The sequence below is a fragment of the Cytobacillus firmus genome (assembly GCF_023715565.1).
Taxonomy (GTDB): domain Bacteria; phylum Bacillota; class Bacilli; order Bacillales; family Cytobacillaceae; genus Cytobacillus; species Cytobacillus firmus_C.
Window position 1 is genome coordinate 12,128 of the sequence record NZ_JAMBOJ010000016.1, and the last position, 23,284, is coordinate 35,411.

General features: G+C 40.5%; 22 protein-coding genes. 15 read left to right on the forward strand and 7 right to left on the reverse strand.

Translation table 11 applies throughout. The features are described 5' to 3' along the window. Nucleotides 1-147 precede the first annotated feature (147 nt). The 9 genes from dinG (at nucleotide 148) to M3205_RS08330 (ending at nucleotide 9,616) form a co-directional block, all read left to right on the forward strand. Nucleotides 148-2,949: an ATP-dependent DNA helicase DinG gene (gene dinG / locus M3205_RS08290; protein ID WP_251169474.1), complete on the forward strand. Its 2,802-nt coding sequence runs from the start codon at nucleotides 148-150 to the stop codon at nucleotides 2,947-2,949. Nucleotides 2,950-3,096: 147 nt separating this feature from the next. Continuing rightward, the gene (locus M3205_RS08295; RefSeq protein WP_251169475.1) at nucleotides 3,097-3,945 is read left to right on the forward strand and encodes a ComEC/Rec2 family competence protein; all 849 of its coding nucleotides are present in this window, start codon (nucleotides 3,097-3,099) and stop codon (nucleotides 3,943-3,945) included. 195 nt (nucleotides 3,946-4,140) lie between these two features. Further along, nucleotides 4,141-4,311 (forward strand): YpmA family protein, encoded by a 171-nt coding sequence (locus M3205_RS08300; protein ID WP_009332715.1) that lies wholly within the window; start codon nucleotides 4,141-4,143, stop codon nucleotides 4,309-4,311. 15 nt (nucleotides 4,312-4,326) lie between these two features. Further along, nucleotides 4,327-4,800: a cell wall elongation regulator TseB-like domain-containing protein gene (locus M3205_RS08305; protein ID WP_095244659.1), complete on the forward strand. Its 474-nt coding sequence runs from the start codon at nucleotides 4,327-4,329 to the stop codon at nucleotides 4,798-4,800. Nucleotides 4,801-4,857: 57 nt separating this feature from the next. Further along, nucleotides 4,858-6,042: a pyridoxal phosphate-dependent aminotransferase gene (locus M3205_RS08310; RefSeq protein WP_251169518.1), complete on the forward strand. Its 1,185-nt coding sequence runs from the start codon at nucleotides 4,858-4,860 to the stop codon at nucleotides 6,040-6,042. Between the two features lie 167 nt (nucleotides 6,043-6,209). After that, entirely contained in the window at nucleotides 6,210-7,502 is a 1,293-nt protein-coding gene (gene asnS, locus M3205_RS08315; RefSeq protein ID WP_179289031.1) for an asparagine--tRNA ligase, read from the forward strand. Between the two features lie 177 nt (nucleotides 7,503-7,679). Beyond that, nucleotides 7,680-8,390 (forward strand): DnaD domain-containing protein, encoded by a 711-nt coding sequence (locus tag M3205_RS08320; protein ID WP_095244656.1) that lies wholly within the window; start codon nucleotides 7,680-7,682, stop codon nucleotides 8,388-8,390. Nucleotides 8,391-8,441: 51 nt separating this feature from the next. Continuing rightward, nucleotides 8,442-9,098 carry an endonuclease III gene (nth, locus tag M3205_RS08325; protein WP_251169519.1) on the forward strand — a complete coding sequence of 219 codons (657 nt, stop codon included), beginning with the start codon at nucleotides 8,442-8,444 and terminating at the stop codon, nucleotides 9,096-9,098. Further along, nucleotides 9,095-9,616 (forward strand): YpoC family protein, encoded by a 522-nt coding sequence (locus M3205_RS08330; RefSeq protein WP_251169476.1) that lies wholly within the window; start codon nucleotides 9,095-9,097, stop codon nucleotides 9,614-9,616. The genes nth and M3205_RS08330 overlap by 4 nt, the downstream gene beginning before the upstream one ends. Before the next feature lie 37 nt (nucleotides 9,617-9,653). Here M3205_RS08330 and M3205_RS08335 read toward each other — a convergent pair whose 3' ends face one another. Both M3205_RS08335 and recU read right to left on the reverse strand, forming a co-directional pair. Further along, nucleotides 9,654-12,344 carry a penicillin-binding protein 1A gene (locus M3205_RS08335; protein WP_251169477.1) on the reverse strand — a complete coding sequence of 897 codons (2,691 nt, stop codon included), beginning with the start codon at nucleotides 12,342-12,344 and terminating at the stop codon, nucleotides 9,654-9,656. Between the two features lie 40 nt (nucleotides 12,345-12,384). Continuing rightward, complete coding sequence (gene recU / locus M3205_RS08340; protein WP_095244652.1) at nucleotides 12,385-12,996, reverse strand: Holliday junction resolvase RecU; 612 nt, start codon at nucleotides 12,994-12,996, stop codon at nucleotides 12,385-12,387. Nucleotides 12,997-13,176: 180 nt separating this feature from the next. Between recU and M3205_RS08345 the strand changes: the two genes are divergently transcribed. The 3 genes from M3205_RS08345 to M3205_RS08355 all read left to right on the forward strand — a co-directional run bounded on the left by M3205_RS08345 (nucleotide 13,177) and on the right by M3205_RS08355 (nucleotide 15,350). Next, nucleotides 13,177-14,169 carry a DUF2515 domain-containing protein gene (locus M3205_RS08345; protein ID WP_251169478.1) on the forward strand — a complete coding sequence of 331 codons (993 nt, stop codon included), beginning with the start codon at nucleotides 13,177-13,179 and terminating at the stop codon, nucleotides 14,167-14,169. Between the two features lie 468 nt (nucleotides 14,170-14,637). Then, nucleotides 14,638-14,901: a hypothetical protein gene (locus tag M3205_RS08350; RefSeq protein WP_251169479.1), complete on the forward strand. Its 264-nt coding sequence runs from the start codon at nucleotides 14,638-14,640 to the stop codon at nucleotides 14,899-14,901. Nucleotides 14,902-14,972: 71 nt separating this feature from the next. Then, a complete protein-coding gene (locus M3205_RS08355) occupies nucleotides 14,973-15,350 on the forward strand; it encodes a YppE family protein (protein ID WP_251169480.1) in 378 nt (125 codons plus the stop codon). 26 nt (nucleotides 15,351-15,376) lie between these two features. On the opposite strand, the gene M3205_RS08360 is transcribed toward M3205_RS08355, so the two are convergent. Further along, entirely contained in the window at nucleotides 15,377-15,592 is a 216-nt protein-coding gene (locus tag M3205_RS08360) for a YppF family protein (protein ID WP_061792775.1), read from the reverse strand. 317 nt (nucleotides 15,593-15,909) lie between these two features. Between M3205_RS08360 and M3205_RS08365 the strand changes: the two genes are divergently transcribed. From M3205_RS08365 to M3205_RS08375, 3 genes are all read left to right on the forward strand, one after another. Beyond that, entirely contained in the window at nucleotides 15,910-16,479 is a 570-nt protein-coding gene (locus M3205_RS08365) for a YppG family protein (protein ID WP_251169481.1), read from the forward strand. 206 nt (nucleotides 16,480-16,685) lie between these two features. Beyond that, on the forward strand, nucleotides 16,686-17,549 hold the full coding sequence (locus M3205_RS08370; protein WP_095244648.1) for an ABC transporter permease subunit: 864 nt from the start codon (nucleotides 16,686-16,688) through the stop codon (nucleotides 17,547-17,549). Further along, nucleotides 17,542-19,950, forward strand: a complete 2,409-nt coding sequence (locus tag M3205_RS08375; RefSeq protein WP_251169482.1) for an ABC transporter permease subunit — start codon at nucleotides 17,542-17,544, stop codon at nucleotides 19,948-19,950. The genes M3205_RS08370 and M3205_RS08375 overlap by 8 nt, the downstream gene beginning before the upstream one ends. A gap of 87 nt (nucleotides 19,951-20,037) precedes the next feature. On the opposite strand, the gene M3205_RS08380 is transcribed toward M3205_RS08375, so the two are convergent. From M3205_RS08380 to M3205_RS08395, 4 genes are all read right to left on the reverse strand, one after another. Beyond that, nucleotides 20,038-20,502 (reverse strand): Hsp20 family protein, encoded by a 465-nt coding sequence (locus tag M3205_RS08380; RefSeq protein WP_251169483.1) that lies wholly within the window; start codon nucleotides 20,500-20,502, stop codon nucleotides 20,038-20,040. Between the two features lie 109 nt (nucleotides 20,503-20,611). Further along, nucleotides 20,612-21,304, reverse strand: coding sequence for a Crp/Fnr family transcriptional regulator (locus M3205_RS08385; protein WP_095244646.1), 693 nt, complete (start codon nucleotides 21,302-21,304; stop codon nucleotides 20,612-20,614). A gap of 101 nt (nucleotides 21,305-21,405) precedes the next feature. Further along, nucleotides 21,406-22,323, reverse strand: a complete 918-nt coding sequence (locus M3205_RS08390; RefSeq protein WP_251169484.1) for a peptide ABC transporter permease — start codon at nucleotides 22,321-22,323, stop codon at nucleotides 21,406-21,408. 5 nt (nucleotides 22,324-22,328) lie between these two features. Then, nucleotides 22,329-23,222, reverse strand: coding sequence for an ABC transporter permease subunit (locus tag M3205_RS08395; protein WP_251169485.1), 894 nt, complete (start codon nucleotides 23,220-23,222; stop codon nucleotides 22,329-22,331). Nucleotides 23,223-23,284 lie beyond the last annotated feature (62 nt).

A 23,284-nucleotide genomic window follows, 5' to 3' on the forward strand; every position in this document is an offset into this window, starting at 1 on the left:
CTCTTATGGAGCTTCGGCTCTTTTTTATAATCGGCAATGAATAAGGGATAGAAGCAGGTGGAAGAAAATAAAGAGGGAAAAGTATTTGCCTTTTTCTTTTTCCGTTTTTATGATACCTTTTGAATGACTGAATATGAGGTGTTAGCCATGGGTAATAAATATGTTGTAGTGGATTTGGAAACAACCGGGAACGCCCCGAAAAAAGGCGATAAAATAATACAATTCGCTGCTGTGGTAATCGAAAACGGAAAAATTACTGAGCAATACTCCTCCCTTATAAACCCGGAGCAATCTATTCCCCCTTTCATAGAAGAACTGACAGGTCTGTCAGATGAAATGGTGGAGGATGCCCCGCTTTTTTCGGAGATTGCCCATAAAGTCCTGACTTTGCTTGAGGGTGCCTATTTTGTGGCACACAATGTCCTATTTGATTTGTCTTTTTTACAGGAAGAATTGATTGAGGCAGGATATAACGGATTTTACGGCCCTGTTCTCGATACAGTGGAGATGGCCCGAATTCTTCTTCCCACCGCAGATAGCTACAAATTATCAGATCTGTCGCTCCGGGAAGGACTGAATCATGAACGCCCCCATCAGGCAGATAGCGATGCATATGTTACTGCTGAGCTCCTGTTAATATTATTAAACAAGCTTAAAAACCTTCCTAATACCACCATAGAACGGCTGCATAAGCTGTCTGGAGGCTTAAAGAGTGACCTTGATATATTATTGGACGAGCACATTTTAATTAATGATAGCAAGATTGAGCAACTGGCAGATGATATTGAAGTTCACAGAGGAATTGCTTTAAAAAAAGGAACGGAACGGCAGGAATCTCCAGGATCCGGAGTTCAGGCCTTTCCTTTCCGTGAAGAGGAAAAACAGGCATTGTTCGTTAAAGCTTTCCCGTCCTATGAAAAAAGGCAAGGCCAGTTTATCATGATGGATTCGGTTTATGAAGCTTTCAAAAATAAACAGCATGCATTAATAGAGGCAGGAACTGGTGTTGGGAAATCCCTGGCATACCTTGTTCCGGCTGCTTTACATGCAAAGGAGAGCGGCAGAACTGTCATTATCAGTACATATACAACACAGCTGCAGGAGCAGCTGCTTTCAAAGGATGTTCCTCTGCTGCAAAAAATGCTTTCATTCCCGCTTAGTACTGTATTGCTGAAGGGGAGAAGCCACTATATCAGCCTGGCGAAGTTCGTTCAAACACTGAGAGATGATGAAGATAATTATGATACAATCCTCAGTAAAATGCAGATTCTTGTATGGCTTCTTGAGACTGACACTGGTGATATTGATGAATTAAACCTGTCAAGCGGCGGGATGATTTACTGGAGCAGAATAAAAAATGATGAAACAGCTTTTTTGCAGGATAAGTCGTGGATATCGAGAGATTTTTATCTGAGGGCAAGAAAGGAAGCACAAAAGGCAGATATCATTATTACGAATCATTCACTGCTATTAACGGATCTTACAGCAAGTACTGCTATTTTGCCGGAATTCAGCCATGTGGTGATCGATGAAGGGCATCATTTTGTGAAGGCTTCCGGGAAACATTTCGGAAACAAACTGGATTATTTATCAGTGCGGCTGATGCTTGGACAAATTGGAATGATGGAACAGAAACAGCTCTACTTTAAGCTTGAGAAGCTGGTGGAAGAGAAAGCAGTTACACGGGATGATTTCATGCATTCTTTTGAAGTCAACCAATTAATAGCTGATATTGTTCATGAAATGGATGAATTGTTCAGAGTAATAGCGATGTATGCAAAGAAGTACAATAAAGCCAAAAAAAGCGTAAATCGAATTTCAGTGAGATTTAATAAAAGTGCTGCCAATAAGGAAATGAAGGCTGTTTTAGCGGGTGCTGAACGTTTTGGCTTTATGATTAAAGATTTAATCCAGGCCCTGGACAGTCGTGTATGCGCAGTTTCAGCAATTAAATCGGCCCTGTCTCTTGAGGAAAAGGCATTAATGGAGGAAGTGGCTTCTATTTTGGATGATTTGCGGGATATGAATGAAGACGTAAAACATATCTTTCATTTGCCGGCCGCCGAATTTGTTGTATGGATAGAAATGGATACGCGCGCAGCCCAAAATGCCACAACGGTTTATGCACAGCCTGTATCGGTTTCTGAATACCTTAAAGATCAATTCTTCAGCCAAAAGGAAAGTACGGTTATTACATCTGCCACTTTATCAGTAAAAAATTCCTTTAGTTTTATCGTAAAAGAATTAGGGCTGGAGGAACAGCAATGCACTCTGAAGCAAATTCAATCTCCTTTTGATTATCAGAATCAGGTTAAGCTCGTGATTTCTGATGATTTGCCTGAAGTTAATGCAGTACCGCTCGAGGAGTATGTCGCATCCATTACCGAGCATATTATTTCCATTGCGGAAGCAGCAAAGGGAAGAATGCTGATTCTTTTCACTTCGCATGAAATGTTAAGGAAAACCCATGAGCTTATAAAGGAATCAGGATTTCTGGAGGACTATGCTATCATCGCACAGGGTGTGACAAGCGGGAGCAGGTCAAGGCTAACGAGAAATTTCCAGCGTTTTGATAAAGCCATCCTCTTAGGGACAAGCAGCTTTTGGGAAGGTGTAGATATCCCGGGTGAGGATCTTTCCTGTCTTGTTATTGTAAGACTGCCATTTTCTCCGCCTGATGAACCGATGGCACAGGCAAAAAATGAGCAGATTGCCAATAAAGGAAAAAATCCGTTTTCCGAATACTCTTTGCCCGAGGCAATTATCCGTTTTAAGCAGGGTGTAGGGAGATTAATCAGAACAAGTTCCGACAGGGGAGTCATCGTGATATTTGACCGGAGAATCATCACCGCACGATATGGGAAAGCATTCCTGGATTCCATTCCGCCCATTCCTGTCGAGAAAAGCAATATTGATGAAATTGTTGATTTAATTAATAATTGGCTATAAACGTTTAGTGTATTTTCACTTTCACTCCTTTATGATGAACAAAGGTCTGTAATGCAGGATAAATTTAGATGATTAACACATTATAAATTTGTTGGGTTTTAATAAACCCTCATTCTGCTTTTGTTTCAATGTAGGAGGAATGGAAAGATGAACGTGCTGTTCGCCTTTATGCTGCTGTTTGCGAATTGGTATTACATACCGAAAGATTCACCGGCAGTTCCTGTTAAAGTGGAAAGCATTGACCTAAAACTGAAAAGTGATGAACTGGCTTTTACGTTTCTTTCTCTATCGGATGGCGAGTCTGCCTTAATTCATCATGGAAATGACGAAAAAATCCTCATTAACACCGGTGGGCAGGGAACTGAGGGTGAATTAAGAACGCTTCTTGAATTATATGGCGTTAATCAGATTTCAGCAGTCATCCTGACAGATGAAGAATTATATAATAAGACAAGCCTTAAATGGCTTATTAAAAACTTCGGCATAAGGGAAATTATAGCGAATGAATCTGCCCTTTCAGAGCTGAAGTCTGAAAAAGGAATAAGTGATCTCGGTTTTCATGCCTGGAATCAAAATACGAAGCAGCAGCTTTTTCCGGGATTACATGCAGAAGTTTTATACGAAGGCAGTGACCCGGGTGAAGGAATGGATATTTCCTTTATATTCAAAAGACATCGGGTATTGTTTATGAACTCGACAAGTCCGGAAGCCAAAGAATTTCTTATGGAAAAAGAGTTATCGAATGTTAATATTGTTAAACTTCCTGCATTTGGAGAGAATGGCTCTATATCAGAAGAGATGATTAAACATCTGGATCCCCAGATCGCTATTCTTTTTTATAGACCATCCATAAAACATGATTCAGATCTGTTCAGGCTGTTAAATGATGCCTGGGTTGATGTGTATTATACAAGAAAGCACGGTACGGTAACCATCAAATTTACAGACGTGAATTATGAGCTATTCACGATTTTTCCGGGTGAGGAGTTCAAATAAACAGAAACGAAAAAGCTGCGCTTAGGGCGCAGCATGACGTGGTGGACCAGAAGAAAATTTGTATTGTTTTAATACCAGTTGATCATTTCTGCTGTTATACTGTTACTGAGAATTATTTCTTTGTAAAATTAGTTTAACCTTAAGGGTTGGATATATAAGTTACAAATATTGTAGAGGCTGAGGAGGAATTCCAGAATGGAAAGCAAAATTGAGGTTTTATCTACGGTGAAGATCCAGCAAAGCCCGGATCTGTATAAAATTGTTGATGCACTGAACAGAACGTTAAAAGAAAAAGACTTGATGTTCGGTTTGGCACTTGATCAGGAAGACCAAAATAAAGCGATTTTTACGATTTATCGTACATAAAAGAGTGATTGAGATATGAAGAAAGTATTATGGGGTATCATTATTCTGCTTGTCATAAGCATTGGAGCAGGATCAGTTATTTATTTCAACAGCATGAAGCCAGTGAGGGCAGCAGAATCAAAGGCAGTTGAGCTTGCAAAACAGGAAACGGATCTTGCTGAAGCTGAGGACTTCAATTTATATCATGGAACTGAGACCTTCTATGTGATCGAAGGCAAAGACCATGATGGTACAAGCATGTATGTCTGGGTTCCGGAAAAAAAGGGAAAAATCGTCTCACTGAAGCAATCTGATGGAATTTCCAAGAATGAAGCCATTAACAGGCTCAAGCAGGAGAAAAATTCTGCTGAGATCGTGTCTGTCCGGCTCGGGATGGAGAAAAATATTCCATTATGGGAAATTCATTACCGTTCCGGCAGTAATTTAATAAATTATTACTATTTAGATTTTAAAACAGGGGAATGGCTGAAAAAAATTGAAAACCTGTAGCCTGAGGCAATCACTGCCGCAATGCAGGAGAAAATCGGGAGGAAGCAAGCAATGGAGATTCAACTGGCACAAAGAGTAAAAGCATTAACACCATCCACAACTCTGGCAATCACTGCTAAAGCAAAAGAGCTAAAAGCTCAGGGACATGATGTTATCGGTTTGGGAGCAGGCGAACCGGATTTTAATACGCCACAGCATATCATTGATGCTGCAGTGAAATCCATGAATGAGGGTCATACAAAATATACACCATCGGCAGGTCTTCCAGCATTAAAAAAAGAAATTGCAAACAAGTTTAAAAAAGATCAGGGACTTGAATATGATGCTTCACAAATCATCGTAACCAATGGGGCAAAGCATGGCTTATATACACTGTTCCAGGTCTTGCTGAATGAGGGGGATGAAGTCATTATCCCGATTCCATATTGGGTCAGCTATCCTGAACAGGTTAAACTAGCCGGAGGTGTTCCTGTTTATGCAGAGGGAAGAGAAGAGAATGACTTTAAGATCACTCCGGAACAGCTGGCCAAAAGCATAACTGACAAAACCAAGGCTGTTATTATCAACTCTCCAAGCAACCCGACTGGCATGCTTTATTCTGCTGAGGAATTAAAGGAGCTTGGAGAGGTATGTTTGAAGCATAATGTTCTGATTGTTTCTGATGAAATTTATGAAAAACTGGTTTATGGCAGCCATCAGCATACTTCGATTGCTGAGCTTTCACCAGAGCTTAAGGAACAAACCATTATAATTAACGGGGTATCGAAATCTCATTCTATGACAGGCTGGAGAATCGGATATGCTGCAGGGAATAAAAGTATTATCAAAGCTATGACAAACCTTGCCAGCCACAGTACATCCAACCCGACAACAACAGCACAATATGGCTCAATCGCTGCATATGCCGGGCCGCAGGATACACTGGAAGAAATGAGAGAAGCATTCGAACATCGGCTAAACGTTATCTATGATAAATTAATCAGCATTCCGGGATTTACATGTGTAAAGCCACAAGGTGCATTTTATCTGTTTCCTAATGTAAAAAAGGCAGCAGAATTGACCGGATTTGCGAGTGTCGATGAATTTGTGGAGGCGCTTCTGGAGGAAGCGATGGTTGCAGTCATTCCTGGATCTGGTTTTGGCGCTCCGGATAATATCCGTTTATCCTATGCAACTTCCCTTGAGTTATTAGAAAAGGCAGTGGAACGGATGCACGGATTTGTTGAAAAGAAGTTAAAATGATAGTAAAGCGGGGAAAGCCGGATCGTATCCGGCTTCCTTCTATGTTTTCAGCCTAATTAGAGCGTTTAATGATTTACTGTTATTGCTTGTCAATGTGCTTGAAGGTATAATATATAGCGATACATAAGAAGAGATTGCTTAGATTTTTTTGGAGGGAACTTAAATTGATAAAAACAACAATTTCTCAAGTTCATAAATATGTTGACCAGGAAGTTACCATCGGTGCTTGGATTGCCAACAAGCGTTCAAGCGGGAAGATTGCGTTTTTACAGCTGCGCGATGGAACAGGATTTATTCAAGGTGTTGTAGTAAAAGCAGAAGTGCCGGAGGAAATCTTCCAAGGTGCTAAATCAGTCACTCAGGAATCATCCGTATATGTGACGGGCAGAATCCAAAAGGACGAGCGTTCTCCTTTCGGATTTGAAATGCTTGTTACAGGCCTTGAAGTTCTTCATCAGGCTGTCGATTATCCTATTACGCCAAAAGAGCATGGAACTGAATTCCTTATGGATAATCGCCACTTGTGGCTGCGGTCCCGCCGTCAGCATGCAGTGATGAAAATCAGAAATGAAATTATCCGGGCAACTTATGAGTTTTTCAATGAGCAAGGGTTTTCCAAGGTTGACCCGCCAATTCTGACGGGCAGCGCACCGGAAGGAACGTCTGAGCTTTTTGCGACCAAGTATTTTGATGAAGATGCTTATTTATCCCAAAGCGGCCAGCTTTATATGGAAGCAGCTGCGATGGCTCTTGGAAGAGTATTTTCATTCGGGCCGACCTTCCGTGCTGAAAAATCGAAAACCCGCCGTCATTTAATCGAATTTTGGATGATTGAACCTGAAATGGCTTTCTGTGAATTTGATGAAAACTTAAAGGTTCAGGAAGAATATGTTGCTCATATTGTTCAGTCCGTACTTAAGAATTGTTCAATTGAACTTAAAACACTTGGCCGTGATACAGAGAAGCTTGAGAAAATTACAGCTCCATTCCCGCGCATAACGTATGATGAAGCAATTAAGTTTCTTCAGGAAAAAGGCTTCGATGATATCCAGTGGGGTGACGACTTTGGGGCACCACATGAGACAGCTATTGCAGAAAGCTATGATAAGCCAGTCTTTATCACGCACTATCCAACTTCACTGAAGCCATTCTATATGCAGCCTGATCCTGCAAGAGAAGATGTTGTACTATGTGCCGACTTGATTGCACCTGAAGGATATGGAGAAATCATCGGCGGCTCTGAGCGGATACATGATTATGACCTGCTTAAGCAGCGCATTGATGAACATAAATTAGATTTGGATGCTTACAAGTGGTACCTGGAGCTACGCCAATATGGTTCAGTGCCTCATTCCGGATTTGGTCTTGGTCTTGAAAGAACAGTTGCCTGGATCAGCGGCGTCGAGCATGTACGTGAAACAATTCCGTTCCCTCGATTATTAAACCGCCTATATCCATAATAAAAATGAATTAATAAATAAAGCAAAAATCCGCCTCCCGCGGATTTTTTGCTTCTTCCGGTTTCGTTAGAACATTCAGAAGAAGGCAGTCAAGCTGAACCTTCATGGAAAAGTTACCGTTTTTTCAACTCACTTTGGTCACTATGTTCATGATATACTGAGAAGGAGGTGTCCCGAATGTCTAAAAATAGTTTATTAAAATGGCTTCAGGAAGGTAATATATCAATTCCTGGAGTCCTGCTTTCACAATATAAAGAAATGAATTTGAATGAGCATGAACTCGTCCTGATACTTCATGTAATTTCCTATATTGAACATGGGAATAAATTTCCCACCCCTGTAGAATTATCTTCCCGCATGACTATTTCTGTGGCGGAATGCACGGAAATGCTAAGAAAACTAATCCAAAAAGGCTTTATTGATATTAAAGACAGCTACTCTGAAGGTGGAATCAGATATGAAAGTTACCATCTTGATCCGCTTTGGGAGAAGCTCATTGATCAGTTTCTGCTCAGCGGTAAAAAAGAGGAAGCTGCTAATATGCAGCAGGAGGAAACAGATCTTTATACCTGCTTTGAAAGGGAGTTTGGCAGGCCGCTCTCACCTTTTGAATGTGAGACACTTGCTCTTTGGATGGATGATGACCACCATGATCCCCATATTATAAAAGCTGCCTTAAGAGAATCGGTCCTGTCCGGTAAACTGAATTTCAGGTATATAGACAGAATCCTTTTTGAATGGAAAAAGAACGGCATAAAAACGATTGAACAGGCTAAAAGCTATGGAAAAAAATTCAGGCAGAATCAAGCACAGCAAAGGACGAAGAGGGAGGATACTCCGTCACAGACAACGAAATCTGTTCCCTTTTATAATTGGCTTGAACAGTAAGCAGTCACTGCTGCCCGAAAAAATAATGAAGACAGTAAGTTGGTGATTTTTTTGTTAAATAAAACACAAATTAGACACTGCCTTGATGAAATGGGAGAAATGTTCCCGGAGGCACATTGCGAATTGAATCATTCCAACCCTTTTGAACTGGTCATAGCGGTGGCACTGTCTGCACAATGTACTGATGCACTGGTTAACAAAGTGACAAGGAACCTGTTCCAAAAGTATAAAACTCCTGAGGATTACCTGAATGTTTCCATAGAGGAATTGCAGGAGGATATCCGCTCCATTGGTCTTTATCGAAACAAAGCCAAGAATATCCAAAGGCTATGCAGATTGCTTCTCGATGAATATGGAGGGGTAGTGCCGCGTGACAGAGATGAGCTGACAAAGCTTCCCGGAGTAGGCCGCAAAACTGCTAATGTCGTTGTCTCAGTGGCTTTTGGAGTGCCTGCCATTGCAGTTGATACTCATGTTGAACGAGTCAGCAAAAGGCTCGGTTTCTGCCGCTGGAAGGACTCTGTACTGGAAGTTGAAAAGGCATTGATGAAGAAAGTGCCGATGGATGAATGGTCGATTACACATCATCGTATGATCTTTTTTGGAAGATATCACTGTAAGGCACAAAATCCTCAATGTGAAATCTGTCCGCTGCTCGATTTATGCAGGGAGGGCAAAAAACGAATGAAGGTGAAGCAGGCAAAATGACCGGAGAAATCGTCATACCTGTTAAAGCGCATTTATGCCATACCCTGTTTTATAAAAGGGGTGATTCATTGGCTGTTAACGAAGAATCTCTTTTCACTTACCAGCCGCTGCCGCCCTTTTTATATGAAGCGGCTTTTTATGCGGGTATCCCTGCAGTAAAACCTTGGGAAAACAATGCTGAATATATTCCGGTTTTGATTGATGAGTGGGCAGGACAGAAGGATCTTCTTGGTATGCACTTCACAAACCGGGACCTTAAAGCTGCTTTAGATCCGATGAAAGTATCTCTGGGATTGTTTTTGCAGATGCTCTATTGGACAAACGGGAAGCCGGTAAACCTTTTATCCGATCCCGGGGAATTATCCATAAAGCCAGTGAATATAAAAGAACGGCTGGATTTCATTTTTGCACGTCCGGCTTTATATCATTCTTACATACAGCTGTCTGGACTGATAGCTGAAATGGAGAAGCAATATATGAAGATGCTGGCATTGGAACAAATGAAGAAAAAGCGCTGATTCAAATCTGAATCAGCGCTTTTTTCATTAGCTTTATTTAATTACGGCCGCCACTGGATTCAGATCCATTTCCGGAAGCTCCTCCGGTGTTTCCGCCAGTTCCGCCAGTTCCAGTTCCTGCTCCGGTACCTGTATTGCCATCTCCAGTACCTGTATCGCCATCTCCGGAACCTTCACCATCACCGTTTCCAGTTCCTTGACCATCTCCAGAGTCATCCCCGGAACCTTCACCATTACCATTTCCAGAATCGTCGCCATCCTGGTTTCCGTCCTGGCCGCCTTCACCATTTTGATTGTCCTGATCTTCCTGATCTTCCTGTTCTTCTTCTTCCGTTCCATCTTGCCCTTCACCTTCCGTTTCATCTTCTTCGATGAGGCTTGGGTCGGGGATTTCTACTTTTACAGAAGCAGGATCACTTTGCTGGTCACCGTTAAATGCTGTTACTTTAAAGGTATACACAGCTCCTGGCTGAGGGTTGGCAATTTTCAAGCCTTTTTCTGAAGTAACGCTAAGCTGCTGATCTCCGCCTTCATTTACGGATACAGTCACTTCAAATTGAGTACCTTCTGCATCTCCCGGGTAATCCCATGATAATGTGATTTCATTTGCATCCTGGTCAAAGTTCGCTGACAGTCCAGAAGGCGAGTCCAGTTTATCAAACTTCTCGGATACTTGTGTCGGAGCATTGCCTTTTACAGCATACTCATAAATGATTTGCTCCTTAGGTGTGTACTGGCTTGCCAGTTTGGCAGGATTGCTGCCTTTTTCAATGGCTACCTTCTCTACAGAGTCAGGGGCCTTGAAGTCTTCTGTTTCTTTTCCTTCTGAAACATGTGCCATTAAGCTGCTGAAAAGCTTTTGAGCAATTTTTTGCTCATCGCCGGCCGGGATATAATTTTTTCTATCCTGATAGCCGGTCCAGACAGCTGCAGTATAGTTAGTTGTATAGCCTGCAAACCAGGCATCAGGCACGGCACCTCGAGGTATCCCAAATTCCTGTTCCTGTTCATCCGTATAGTTAGTAGTCCCTGTTTTCCCTGCAACTGGCAATCCTGGTACATCAGCCAGACGTCCTGTTCCGTAAGAAGATTTAACTGCACTTTTCAGCATGTCACTGATCATAAATGCAGTATAATCCTTCATTACTACTTCAGATTCAGGTTTCAAATCAAGTTTCGTGCCGTCACGCATTTCAATTTGCTTGATGGCATGTGGTTCAGTGTAGAAGCCATTGTTTCCAAATGCACTGTATGCACCGGCTACCTGAAGGGAAGAAACCTCATAAGCGCCGATAGAATAGGACTCATACATCTCTTTCATTGGAATGCCTAAATTATTGGTGAATTCCAATGCCTTATCAGTCCCGACTTCCTGAAGTGTCTTCAGAGCCGGAATATTGCGTGAGCGGGCAAGTGCCTCCCGCATGGACATAGGACCCATGTGCTTTCCATCCCAGTTATTGATTTTTGTACCTCCGGAATATGTGTGAGGTTCATCAACAATTGTCTGGTAAGTTCCCCATTTTAGATATTCAATTGCTGGTCCATAATCGACAATTGGTTTAAAGGTTGAACCGGCATGTCTTTTTTGATCCACGGCAAAGTTAAAACCGCGTTTTACTTCCTGATTGCGTCCTCCGCCGATTGCTCTGATTTCTCCTGTCTTTGTATCAAGAAGGGTGATACCCGCCTGAAACTTCTCATCAGGATAGGCTACAGCTGCATCAGTGTTTAAAATATTTTCTACGTGTTTCTGTGCATTTGGATCGAGTGTAGTATATATTTTCAGCCCGTCAGAATATGGGTTAAGATCCGGATATTTTTTTTCAACTTCATCCAAGACAACATCGATGAACGAGTCATATTTTGATTCGTTTGTTTCTCTTTTTTCTTCAGCTACAAGTGTAGATTCCACAGGAACCTTTTGGGCTGCTTCCATTTCTTCTTTTGTAATAAAACCATGCTGATTCATCAATGAAAGGACAATATTTCTCCTTTTCTCTGCCTTGTCAGGATGGTCAAAAGGATTATAATTGTTCGGGCTCTGCGGCATGCCGGCTAAGAGGGCAGCTTCATGAAGCTCCAGCTCACTAAGTTCCTTATCGAAGAAAATTTTCGATGCCGTTAAAACACCATGGCCTTTGGACATATAAATCTTGTTCACATACATTTCAAAGATTTCCTGTTTTGTATACTTGCGTTCAAGCTGGAAGGCAAGCCAGGCTTCCTGGGCTTTCCTGCTAAGCGTTTTTTCATTATTCAGGAAGGAGTTCTTTACCACCTGCTGGGTAATCGTACTTGCCCCTTCAGAACCGAATCCGCGCGTCACATTAGCGATAACAGCACCGCCTAAACGGATTAAGTCCATTCCATTATGTTTATAAAAGCGGACATCTTCAGTTGCCAAAAAGGCGTCTTCCACAAGTTTTGGGATGTCTTCATAAGCGACATAATCCCGGTTTTCCGAGCCTACATCTGTTATGAATTCGCCCTCCATATCGTAAATCTGTGAAGAAATGGGATCCTTCAGCAATTTTTCATCAAGCTTTGGTGCGTCTTTCACCATAAAAGCAAAAGCGCCTGCTCCTAAGAGCATTCCAGCAATTCCGAGGGCAATTAAAATAAGGAAAATGCGTTTAAAAGTGCTCGTGCCATTTTTCTTGCCCTTCTTTTTAGGCTGGGATTGCTGTTTGCGGCGCTCCTCCCTTGATTGATATTTTTCTGTCATATCTATGTTCATCCTTTCTGACAATGGAACTGTAAATTAGTTATTTAAGGGTATAAAGATAATCTATTATCTTAATATAGTCAATTCTTGGCTGAAATCCAAGCGGAATGTAATGGCCATTCATTTCAATTTCACCCTTGGTGATTGATTTTCTCCCCCCATCCTTCATTCTCTCCCAATATGAGAGCAGATGATGTGCCTCTAACAGGAAAACTTCTTCGGTAGCCGAGAAGCGGAGGAGGACAAAACAAATCCCTTTCTGGGCTAAAACTTTCTCCATGTGCTTTACCTGGTGCTCATGAAAATTCTTTAAAGGGAAGGAGGTCGTGTTCTGGGTTTCTTTTGCTTCAAAATCAATATACCTGCCTTTATACACACCATTATAATCAGTTGTTGATGCTTGTTTGAAATAAGCTTCTTTAATAACAGCTGCACTTCTCTTTGGATAATCGACCTGTACGATTTGAACAGGCGTGGGCTTTTTATGAATAGTGGCTATTCCATGCTCCAAATAGAATTCATTGGTTTCATTTATATCTTCCTCCAGTGTCATTCCGCGATTGCTGTAGGTCCATTTCTTCTCTGGAGTCAGTTTTTTGGCGCTATTAGCAGGCGGGGTATATCTCCTGCCATTAGGATAGTGGAAATTCATGCATTCACCTCATTTTCAGCTACTCCCTATGATAACAAATGTACGCACGATTTGGTTGAATAAAAAGTTCTAAATAACAAAGTATATAGGAAACTCCAGTTAAGCAGTATTTTCAGGTTTTACCCGGATGCTGCCTGACGCCCAAATATAGAACATTCATTTTCTCTGAGGTGAATTGCGGTGTCGCTTTCTTGGAAATTCCTGAACAGACATGAAAAAAAGGAACAGGCAATAAAGGATCATATTATGAAAATGACAGCCAAATATAACATAGACAATATCTCGAGAACGGAAGCTTATTTTCATTTTTACAAAAAGCATCCTGAAATACGCTGGGCGTTCCTGGCCTCCATGGTATCCCGTAATGCCGGCTGGAATATGTGCGATCTTGAAGGAAGCTGTTTTCCTAAATTGATAGGAAAGAAATTCAGGGATATGCTTTATATTACATATGAAAGGGCCAATTGGCTGATTTTTCAGGATGCATTTCCCCAGCTGCTCCTCTATCATTATTCGACGAAACTAAATAGGCCAATGTTTCATTTATTAAAAACTTTTCATGTATCGGCCTTTATGGAAAAGGAGTGGCTTTATTTCTGGAAAAATAGAAATAAAAAGAGGTTAATGATTTCACTGATTATCAACGAACAAAATGTTATTCAAGAGCCTGTAATGGAGCATTCTATTTATAAAAATAAAGTTTTTCATACATTGCTTTTTTCCTTTCAGGATTATCTTCATTTTAGTTCAGTCATCTTCCCTACTTGTAAAGGGGAATTATACGGGGCGAGTGTAAATGGTTTCCGCTCGGTGTCCAAAAGAATTGATCTTGGAAAACGGCTGGCAGAAATATTATTTGACACAAGTTATTATGACGACGTGTATGAATTTGCTTTAAGGACGGTTCATACGGGTTCAAGGAACGATTATGAGAAATACTTTAATGGAAGCAAACGGAGAACTACTCCTTTCTTACGCTGTACATACCCAATAATCACTCATCACATACATCAATTTAATGATTGGTTTGTCAAAAAACGCATAAAGAGTAAATGGACATCAGAATCGGTTGTCCTAAAACATCCCGTCCATATTACAAAATGGTATTTGCATAAGCAGGACCAGCTTCACAAGGCTGCCAGGCTGGGAAAAATATTTCGCTCAATTTGCTAACAGAATAATACTGCAAACAAAAAAGCAAGGGGTCCCTTGCTTTTTTAGTGTCTGTATTAAGCTCCAGCGCCTGCCAGTCGAGAGCAGAAGCCATTCCGCTTCCGTTTTTCTTCTGTTAAGTTGAAGGGCGGTCAGGACCTTCAAGCTTCTTGTTGCCATAGCCAGCTTTTGTTTCTTCCAGCTTTTTTGGCTGAACTTTATTTTGTTTTTCTTTTTTTGCCATAACAGAACACCTCCGTTCATTAGTTTGTTCAATGTTGTGATTTTCATTCTTCGGAGGCTGTCGAAACCTTGGCGCTTCTATGCAAATAAGTACTTTCTTTGGCGAATCACTTCTAGTTTTGTCATGCATGGAGGAAACCCTCAGGGAAGATAGAATTTATGTAGGCACAAAGCAAATTTTCACTGTATCCTTCGTTGTATTTATAGCAGATGGCAAGGAGAAAAAGAAATCGGGAGGTTTTTTGAATGCAGGGAAAAATGGTAGAAAAAGAAGAATTGCTGGCCATGCTTTCGGAAATATACGATCAGCTTGAAGTGCTTGAAAATGTACTGGAGTCTAATTTGTCGGGACTTCGGCAGGATTGGTATTATGAACAGTCAGAGAAAATAGAGGCTTGTGAAAGCAGACTCGAAGTGATTGAAGAAGATATGACGGCAATCAGGTCTGAGACAGACAGTTTAGAAAGCGCAAAAAAATCAGCACGAATGAAGCTTGAACTCGGCTTCTAAGTGGAATAGAATAGCAGTATCCTTCAGTAGCTAAAATTGACTAGCTACTTTTATTTTTGGAGATGAAGCCCATGGTAAATGAAAATTCGCTGCAGCAAATGACAGAACTGCTGCTTGAATATGTGGAGATCTCGGACAGCAGGTATATAAAGGTTAAGGAATCAGGTGAAAAGGGTGATTTTTATAATGAAGTCAAGCCTTTTGCTGATGAGGTTAAATCCATAAATGACAGATGGAAAGAAGAAGCCCGGGAGTGGGTTAGCATCCATAAACCGCGAAATCTTTATTCACAGCAAATTGAATCTGCTTCTGAACATATTGAAATGGTTTCCATTCAGGCATTTTTTCCTGAAACAAGCAGAACAAGATTCATTAATTATGTTAATTCGGCTGTGTATGTGTTAAAGCAGTTGATAATATTATTAAGTGATGAAAAAAAGGGAACCTGAATCAGGCTCCCTTTTTCATTGAATTCTTATGCATTTACTGAATCCTGGAGGGTATTATCTTTGTAGCTTTCTGGAACGGCCGCTCCTTGAGCTTCGAGCTCACGAACGAGATTTCGATAATCTGTACTGGAAATTTCATTATGGATATAGGCCTTTTTAGCAAAATCCAATAATTCATTAACATTTTCAGGAGTATACTCCCGCAGCTGATGAAACTTCATTTGTAGTTCGTGAACATTCATGATATTTCCTCCTCTGGAATAGATTCGCGGAGAAATTTCTTCCCCGCATCCGGTAAATGAAAAAGCGGACAAGAAACGATTTGTTTTTTATATCCTAACATGAAAATTTATTTTTCATCGTTTTTAAAAAAATCAAACTTCCGACATCTTTCATCATAGTTAGACAAAAACGGAAAGCGCTTCCTTTTTTGCTCATTTTTTACTCCTTTCACATTCTGGGCAAATCATTCATATATTGTAATGGTGATAATGCGAAGGCTACTGCCTGATAGTATCGCTAATATACTTATCTTATTGAATGGGGAGGATGTTTGCCCATGTTTGGCCGAGTAATGAATAGAACGAGCCATATACAGCCATACGGCCATTTAAATCAAAATGTATACTTTGATCCATTTTATATGGGGACCAATGGCCAATATTATATGAGGCAGCAGCCATTGCAGAATTATAACCAAGCTGCCGAACAGTATAATCCTTATTTTTCGCCTTTTAATATGGAATACCAACAGCCGCAGCAAATGACAGGAATGCCGCAGAGTTTTCCGCACCAGCCCTATCCGCAGCAAAATTTTGATCCCGGATATTACTCACATACAGGATCAAAAAATGCAGGTATTTTTCAGAATCCGCTAGAATCTGAAGATTATTATGGAAATCAGCCAAGCAAGCCAGCAGCTCCGCAAATGCCATACATGAATCCATATCCAAAGCAATCCTTCATTCCAAAACAGCCATCTGGCGTGCAAAGCATTATGAATTCATTTAAATCCCAGGATGGATCACTGGATCTCAATAAAATGGTGGACACAGCAGGCCAGATGATGTCTGCAGTCACGCAGGTATCATCCATGGTTAAAGGGATTGGCGGAATATTTAAAGCTTAAAGGATCATGGCCGCACAGGCCTTTTTTTTATGGTTTAAAAAAATCAGACTTGAAAAAAGATTAAATATATTTAAAAATAGAATAGCCGGTCTATTTTTAAAGGTATATAGGGAATATTATCTATGAGAATTTAGTTGTATGATTGACAAAATTTAGATAAAAGTGAAAAAATAAAAAATGACTCTTAGTCATAAAGGGGGGGTAATATGGTTCGTGCTGTCCAGCAAATTTTTATTATATTTGTATTAATTTTAGTTCTAGCAGCTCTGCCAAAAATTATATCTGTTGATCCATTGAGCGGGAGTCTGCAATGGAGCTTCGAAAGTCTGCCGCATATTTATGGAGATTTTATTTCTGAAATAAGCAAGGGCAGCCTTGGTACCTATGAGCTTGGGATGCAGACACGTCCTATAGCCGGGGACATTGCTGATAACTTTTTTACCAGTCTCCTGATCGTATTGATTGCTGTAAATGCATCCTTAATTATAAGTCTAATTTTCGGGGTATTTATCAGCCGCTTCAGGCTTACTAAGCTTTTTGGGGCATTCATGAATATTCTTGCGGCCATACCTGACTTTATCATCATAGTGATGTCTATGATTCTTGCCGTTAAAATATATAAAATGACCGGTATCAGAGTGATTTCACTCAGGCCGGATGGAGGAGCCCTTAACACCTGGTTTCCCACAGTGCTTGCAGCGATTGCCCCGACACTATATTTATTTAAGCTCGTGTCGGTCAAATATTATCAGACAAGCGGGGAGGACTACATTAAGACTGCAGTTGCTAAAGGAATGGGCTTAAATTACATAAACTTTCAGCATGTCTTCAAAAATTTAGAGCCATTTATCAAATCTGAACTTGTCAAAGTGATTTCCCTGGCTATTGGAAATCTCTTTATTATTGAACATATTATGAATGTTTCCGGCATAACAAAATTCATTTTTCAGAGCAGCGGAGTTCAGCCGATTGCAATCGGCTTGTTTGCAATGCTTCTGATTTCTTTAATTGTCTATATTTCTAATAGACTCATATTCTATCTGTTTAAACGGGGTTTTATCTATGAATAAGCTGATAAAAATAAATTACTCCTTAATTATCGGAACTGTTATGGTTACCGGCTTGCTTTTTCTTAGCATATTCGGGCCTATTCTGGCACCGCATTCATTAACATCGGTTTTAGAAACACAATATACAAACGGGAAGGTTCTGGCACCGCCAATGGAGCCTTTTGAATCCTCTTCCTATCCGCTGGGCACCGATAAATGGGGTTATGATATCTTATCCATGATTTTATATGGATTAAGGTACACTGTTTTTATTGCAGCTGCTGTGACTGTTATAAAAATGGCATTTGGAACAATTATCGGTTTGTATGCGGGCACCTTGAAAAGGACGCCAGGCTGGCTGATTGCTTTCGAAAATGCATGGAGCTATGTACCTCTGTTTCTTATCCTGTATTTTTTCCTTGCCCCAATAAGCTTCAACAGTACTCTTAAGCAAAATGTGTTAATTGTTTATTTTATTGTCATTGCGTCAGTCATCAGCATTCCAAGCATTGTATCTTCTGTAAGGCTTAAAACCGCACAGTTATATAAGTCTGTTTATGTTGAAGCTGCAAAAGCCCTGGGGGCCGGAAAACACCGTCTGATCTGGAAGCATGTTTTTCCTCAGTTAAAGGAAACGTTCCTGGTAATGTTTATACTTGAAATTGTGTACGTAATCGCCCTTATGGGCCAGCTGGCACTAATAAATATATTTGTCGGCGGAACCATTATGAGATATGACCCCATCATCTTCCTTTCAGCAACAAAGGAACTGGCGGGATTGGTTGGTCAAGCAAGATTAAATATTTATGGCAGCACCCATATATTAATTGCACCATTAGCGGTCCTTTTACTTGCAACTGTGTCTTTCAGTCTGCTGGCAAATGGACTGAAGAACCGTTTTCAATCAAACTATCAGCGTACTCCCTGGATTAAGACTGGGCATGAGCCATTAATAAGGCCCTCCAGAAAACAATATGGCCGAAAAAAGAAATTCTGGTCATTATCCGGCCCTAAAGCCGGCTTTGCTGCATTAGTGATTGCTTTTGCAGGTGCAGGTGTCTATGCTGTGGCTGCAAAGAATTCAAATACAGGCGTCCAAAGCGGCAGCAAGGCGGATTATAAAATTGATCTGGAAATGAACGCTGAAGGCTATTTTACTGCTAATGCAAATATTCAGTTGAAAAACAAATCAGATAATAACTGGAATGAGCTTATCTTTTATTTCATTCCGAATGTTTTTAAAGAGGGACATTCATTTGATTCTGTTGAAGGATCGTCTGAAGCGAAGATCGAAAAAGTGACAGTGAATGGGCAAAAAGCTTCTTTTAAGCTGGATGGTGATACGCTGACAATAAACTTAAAACCGGAAATGAAAGATAAAAGCAGACATAAGGTGGAGATCCAATATGGATTTACAGTACCAGAGGGAGGCAGCCGTTTTTCAAAAGCAGGCACAAATTATTATCTTGCTCAATGGTACCCAATGGCTGCAGTCTATCAAAAAGGCAAATGGAACAAAGAGCCTTATATGGAGGGGCTGGAAACATTTCATACAGGCTTCTCTGATTTCAAAGTTTCCTATAAGCTGCCTGAAGGGTATTCCCTGGCTTCTACAGCAGAAATAGATCCGGCAAAAGGAAAAAATGAGGGGACAGTTAAAGCTAAAAAGGTCAGGGATTTCTTCATTGCAGTCATGAAGGATATGAAAGTGTATGAAACGGAAGCGCAAGACGGTGTGAAGGTCAGACTATTTTCAAAAGGGAATCATGACAAAAACCCGGAAGCATCGTTAACACTGGCTAAAAAAGCACTATCTTTCTATCAGAATAAAATTGGAGATTACCCGCATGAGCAGCTTGATATTGTTTTGGATGAAGGGCAATTCATGGAATATCCCGGTATAGTCACTATAAATCCTTATATTGATGATAAAAGGTTTTATGATATTTCTATTGTCCATGAAATTGCTCATCAGTATTTTTATGGAGCAGTAGCCAATGACCCATACAACAATGCGTGGATTGATGAAGGAATCACTGAATTTGCCACCTCTATGTATTTCTATGCAGGACAAAATCAAGCTGAACAGCAGGCATTTGGCATCTCCCATTATCGGATGGAGGCAATCGAGGAAGCTGGTTTAGGCAGGCAATATTCAAATGTGCCGGTTAATGAGGTAAAGCATACAGGATATATTTATGGTCAGCCTGCTCTGGAGATTTTACAAATGATTCAGGAAAAGTATACCTTGAAAGGGGAATCTCCAAAGGATGTGGGGATGCAGTTCCTGTCCGATTACTATCAGAAATTCCGCTATAAAGAGGTCGATACGAAGGAGTTTATATCCTTCACAAAGGATTACTTCAGTGTTCCGACAGGCTATTTCAATAATTGGATTGATACATCTAAACTGAACAGTTAAGCCCAGCTTAGATAACCCAAACAAAAACAAGCAGGCATGATACTGCTTGTTTTTGTTTAACCAGATTCTATAAAAGTGCAGCCAGAATCACTTCTCATCGATCAGGATTCTTTTTCCCTGCTGCTTAGGTACTGTAATTTGCAAAAGACCATTTTGGTAAACCGCTTTTACTTTCTTTTCATTAACTGGCTGTGGAAGCGGAATTGTCCGGCTGGAACGCTGCATGCTTTGCTGCCTGCGGAAAATTTTGTTTTTTTCATCTTCTTCCGTTATTATCTCAGAGGATTTAACTGAAATGGTTATATAATTATCCAGGATATCAATCTGTATTTGCTCTTTATTTATTCCCGGAAGTTCCGCACTAATGATGTGTTCCTTTTCAGTTTCAGCAACATCAACATGGAAGGAAGAAGAAGCCGGGAAGGGATTTTTAAAGAAATCATCCATTGTCTGCAGAAATCCTCTGCCAGGTTTTTCATGGAAAAGCTGATTCATTGATCTCATCAAATCCCCAAATGGTTCGTTTCGATCCTTTTTCTTTGGATCCTCCATATCCATCCATCCCCTCTCAAACAGGATTTTTCAACATATCGTATGCCGCCTATTGGGTGGATGTTCCTGTTGAATAATCAGGAAAAAGAAAAAACCGCAAGTTGCGGTTTTAAAATATTGTCTCTAATAGTTGATCAGGGTTTATGATTAAATGTCCATCCTGGTCTGTTTCAATTAACATTTCTTTTTTCATTTTGGTTAAAGTCCTGCTGACCGTTTCCCTTGTGGTGCCAATCATATTAGCCAGGTCTTTATTGGTAAAGTCCCCTTTTAAAACAAAGGTGCCGTTTTCAAGCTTTTTTCCATGCATTTTGGCAAGCCGGATAAGCAATTTAATGATTTGCTCGTAAGTATTGTTTAAAATTTGCGATTCCAGGCGCTCCTGCAGATCGACAATCTTCTCGCCAAGGACTTTAAACACCTTAATACATAACTCCGGATTTTCTATAAGCACCTTTTCAAATTGCGAAATGGGCACAACTACGAGCTGAGCGTTTTCCAGCACCTCGGAAAAAGCCGGGTACCCGCCTTTTCTAAAGAATCCCACGTGAGGGAACATCTCGCCTTTTGCCAGGATGGCAACAATCTGTTCTTTACCACTAATATCACTTCTATAAATCTTAACTCTGCCGTTGTTAATAAAATAAACATTATCCAGCGGGTCGTCCTGCAGAAAAACATGACTTCCTTTTTTCCATTCCCGTGATATGGATATCTCAACTACTTTATCCAGTTCTTCGCTGTTCAGCTCTTTAAAAAGAGAGAACTGGGAAAGAACTGCCTTAATTTCTTCTGTTTTCATAATCCACCTCTTGCTTCTGTCCTATTAAGCTTATTGTAACAAAAAATATTAATAACGTTTATATTAAGAAAAGCTTATTTTAATAATCCCTGCTGGGTCATCTAAATATATCGGACCTTCCTGGTGAAAAATGATTTTAATCCCTCTGCGAATATATTAAAAGTTAAGATGGCATAGGTCATGGCAAATGCCGAGAAAAAAGGAATCCAAATTGGGCCTCTTATATCCTCAAAGGCTTTCATCATCATCATTGGCCAAGAAATCGAATTATTGACCAATTGCCAATCTCCTGTCATGGATTGAACAAAATCCTGCGAAATAAAAATGCCGACAAACCCTAATTGACCAAGCAGAAACATGACTTTTCCAAGATCAGTAACCATATATACAAGAAGCTTACTATATAAAAGAGGAAGATAGTATATTCTGAAAAGCCTGTATGGTGAAGCTCCGGCAGCAATCCCTCCATATATATACTCTTTAAATGAAATCTGATCAAATTCCAGCTTTATCATTTCGGCAGCACGGGGCATTTCTGCCAGAGCAATAATAAGGAGCAGGAATAAGGGGCGGTATTCACTCAGTAAAAATGGCGGCAGCATGGCAAGAAGCATGATAATGATGATGGTTGGAATATATGACAGCAGTCCATTCAGCCATTTTAGCAAAAGGTGTGTACCCAGCCATTTTTTGTGTGCAAGAAAGGAGAGCGGAATGGCCAGTACATAGCGAAGGACAGTTATACAGGCAACAAGCAAAATGGTTTCTTTTGCTCCCAGGATGATCAGGCTGAGTATATCCCGTCCGCTTTTGTCAGTGCCCAATATGTAATCCTCTGATGGCGGATAAGGCGGTATAACTGGCTTCTTTTCCTCATTTAGGATGTATGTAATCGTTGTTAGCTCACGGTCAACAAATGGAAGATATGGTCCTGCAAATGTGATTGCCAGCAATAGCAGCAGCAAAAAGGTTCCTAAGCAAAATAAAGCATGTTTCCTGATCCATAATAAAAATCGCATCTCCCTCACACCCTTTCCTTTTGGACGAGCCATAATTTTGCTGTCTGTGAAAGGATAATAGTTAAAAACATGATGAAGAGGAAGGGAAGCATTAGGGACAGTGCCTTAATTTCATCATTAGATGATATGCTGAATAGAAGTTCCTTGCCTGCCCCGTTATAGCCTGCCAGCTTTTCAATGATTGGAAGGCTTGATAGGATATAGAGCATCACCAGCTGCGCCTGGTTCATAATGGGGGACCAGCAATTCCAGAGCATGTGAAGAAGTGCTTTAAAGTGGCCAAGCCCTTTTGCATATGCTGTGCGGACATACTCTTCGCCCATTTCATTTTCAAGAGCAGCCGATGTAAAACGGGACATGTGCAAAAATGGAAACAGGGATAATGAAATGAGCGGCAAAAAAAAGCTATACCAATTTTCATGTCCATATAGCTTAAAGTGCGGAAGACCATGCTGCATCATCAGAATGAAAAGATACTGTATGGCAATAAACAGAAAAAAATCGGGTATGGAAGAAAACATCCAGGAAAGAAAATTCTGGAGTTTCCCGGTGAATTTTGTTCTCCGGTAAAATTGGACAGCACCCATTAGTGTGCCAAGAAGCATGCTGACCATGAAAGCAGGCAGAACAATTTTTAAGCTGCGCGCAACAAATATTCCAGCTTCATCACTAACTGGGCGTCCGGTGCGGGCTTCCCCTAATCCTTTTTCAGTTAAAATATGGCCTGTGAAATCTTCAATTCTTTCCACATACAGTTCAAAGCTGAAGGGGTAATCTGCTTCAATTTGAAAGGCCGATAAAAAGGTTAATTCCTTTTCTCTTGGAAGAAAAAGAATCAGGATAAATCCAATAATAATTAACATAAATACACCTGTTGATTTTAAAATGCTTTGCAGCAAGACTTCACCTCATTTGAGAAAAAATGGATATATTATATTCTCTTATATTTAGAACTTTCAGT

Excerpts from the sequence above, each read along its gene's own strand:
- dinG (WP_251169474.1), top strand. The coding sequence starts at position 148 with ATGGGTAATAAATATGTTGTAGTGGATTTGGAAACAACCGGGAACGCC.
- M3205_RS08295 (WP_251169475.1), top strand. The coding sequence starts at position 3,097 with ATGAACGTGCTGTTCGCCTTTATGCTGCTGTTTGCGAATTGGTATTAC.
- M3205_RS08300 (WP_009332715.1), top strand. The coding sequence starts at position 4,141 with ATGGAAAGCAAAATTGAGGTTTTATCTACGGTGAAGATCCAGCAAAGC.
- M3205_RS08305 (WP_095244659.1), top strand. The coding sequence starts at position 4,327 with ATGAAGAAAGTATTATGGGGTATCATTATTCTGCTTGTCATAAGCATT.
- M3205_RS08320 (WP_095244656.1), top strand. The coding sequence starts at position 7,680 with ATGTCTAAAAATAGTTTATTAAAATGGCTTCAGGAAGGTAATATATCA.
- M3205_RS08330 (WP_251169476.1), top strand. The coding sequence starts at position 9,095 with ATGACCGGAGAAATCGTCATACCTGTTAAAGCGCATTTATGCCATACC.
- M3205_RS08335 (WP_251169477.1), bottom strand. The coding sequence starts at position 12,344 with ATGACAGAAAAATATCAATCAAGGGAGGAGCGCCGCAAACAGCAATCC.
- recU (WP_095244652.1), bottom strand. The coding sequence starts at position 12,996 with ATGAATTTCCACTATCCTAATGGCAGGAGATATACCCCGCCTGCTAAT.
- M3205_RS08350 (WP_251169479.1), top strand. The coding sequence starts at position 14,638 with ATGCAGGGAAAAATGGTAGAAAAAGAAGAATTGCTGGCCATGCTTTCG.
- M3205_RS08355 (WP_251169480.1), top strand. The coding sequence starts at position 14,973 with ATGGTAAATGAAAATTCGCTGCAGCAAATGACAGAACTGCTGCTTGAA.
- M3205_RS08360 (WP_061792775.1), bottom strand. The coding sequence starts at position 15,592 with ATGAATGTTCACGAACTACAAATGAAGTTTCATCAGCTGCGGGAGTAT.
- M3205_RS08365 (WP_251169481.1), top strand. The coding sequence starts at position 15,910 with ATGTTTGGCCGAGTAATGAATAGAACGAGCCATATACAGCCATACGGC.
- M3205_RS08370 (WP_095244648.1), top strand. The coding sequence starts at position 16,686 with ATGGTTCGTGCTGTCCAGCAAATTTTTATTATATTTGTATTAATTTTA.
- M3205_RS08375 (WP_251169482.1), top strand. The coding sequence starts at position 17,542 with ATGAATAAGCTGATAAAAATAAATTACTCCTTAATTATCGGAACTGTT.
- M3205_RS08380 (WP_251169483.1), bottom strand. The coding sequence starts at position 20,502 with ATGGAGGATCCAAAGAAAAAGGATCGAAACGAACCATTTGGGGATTTG.
- M3205_RS08385 (WP_095244646.1), bottom strand. The coding sequence starts at position 21,304 with ATGAAAACAGAAGAAATTAAGGCAGTTCTTTCCCAGTTCTCTCTTTTT.
- M3205_RS08390 (WP_251169484.1), bottom strand. The coding sequence starts at position 22,323 with ATGCGATTTTTATTATGGATCAGGAAACATGCTTTATTTTGCTTAGGA.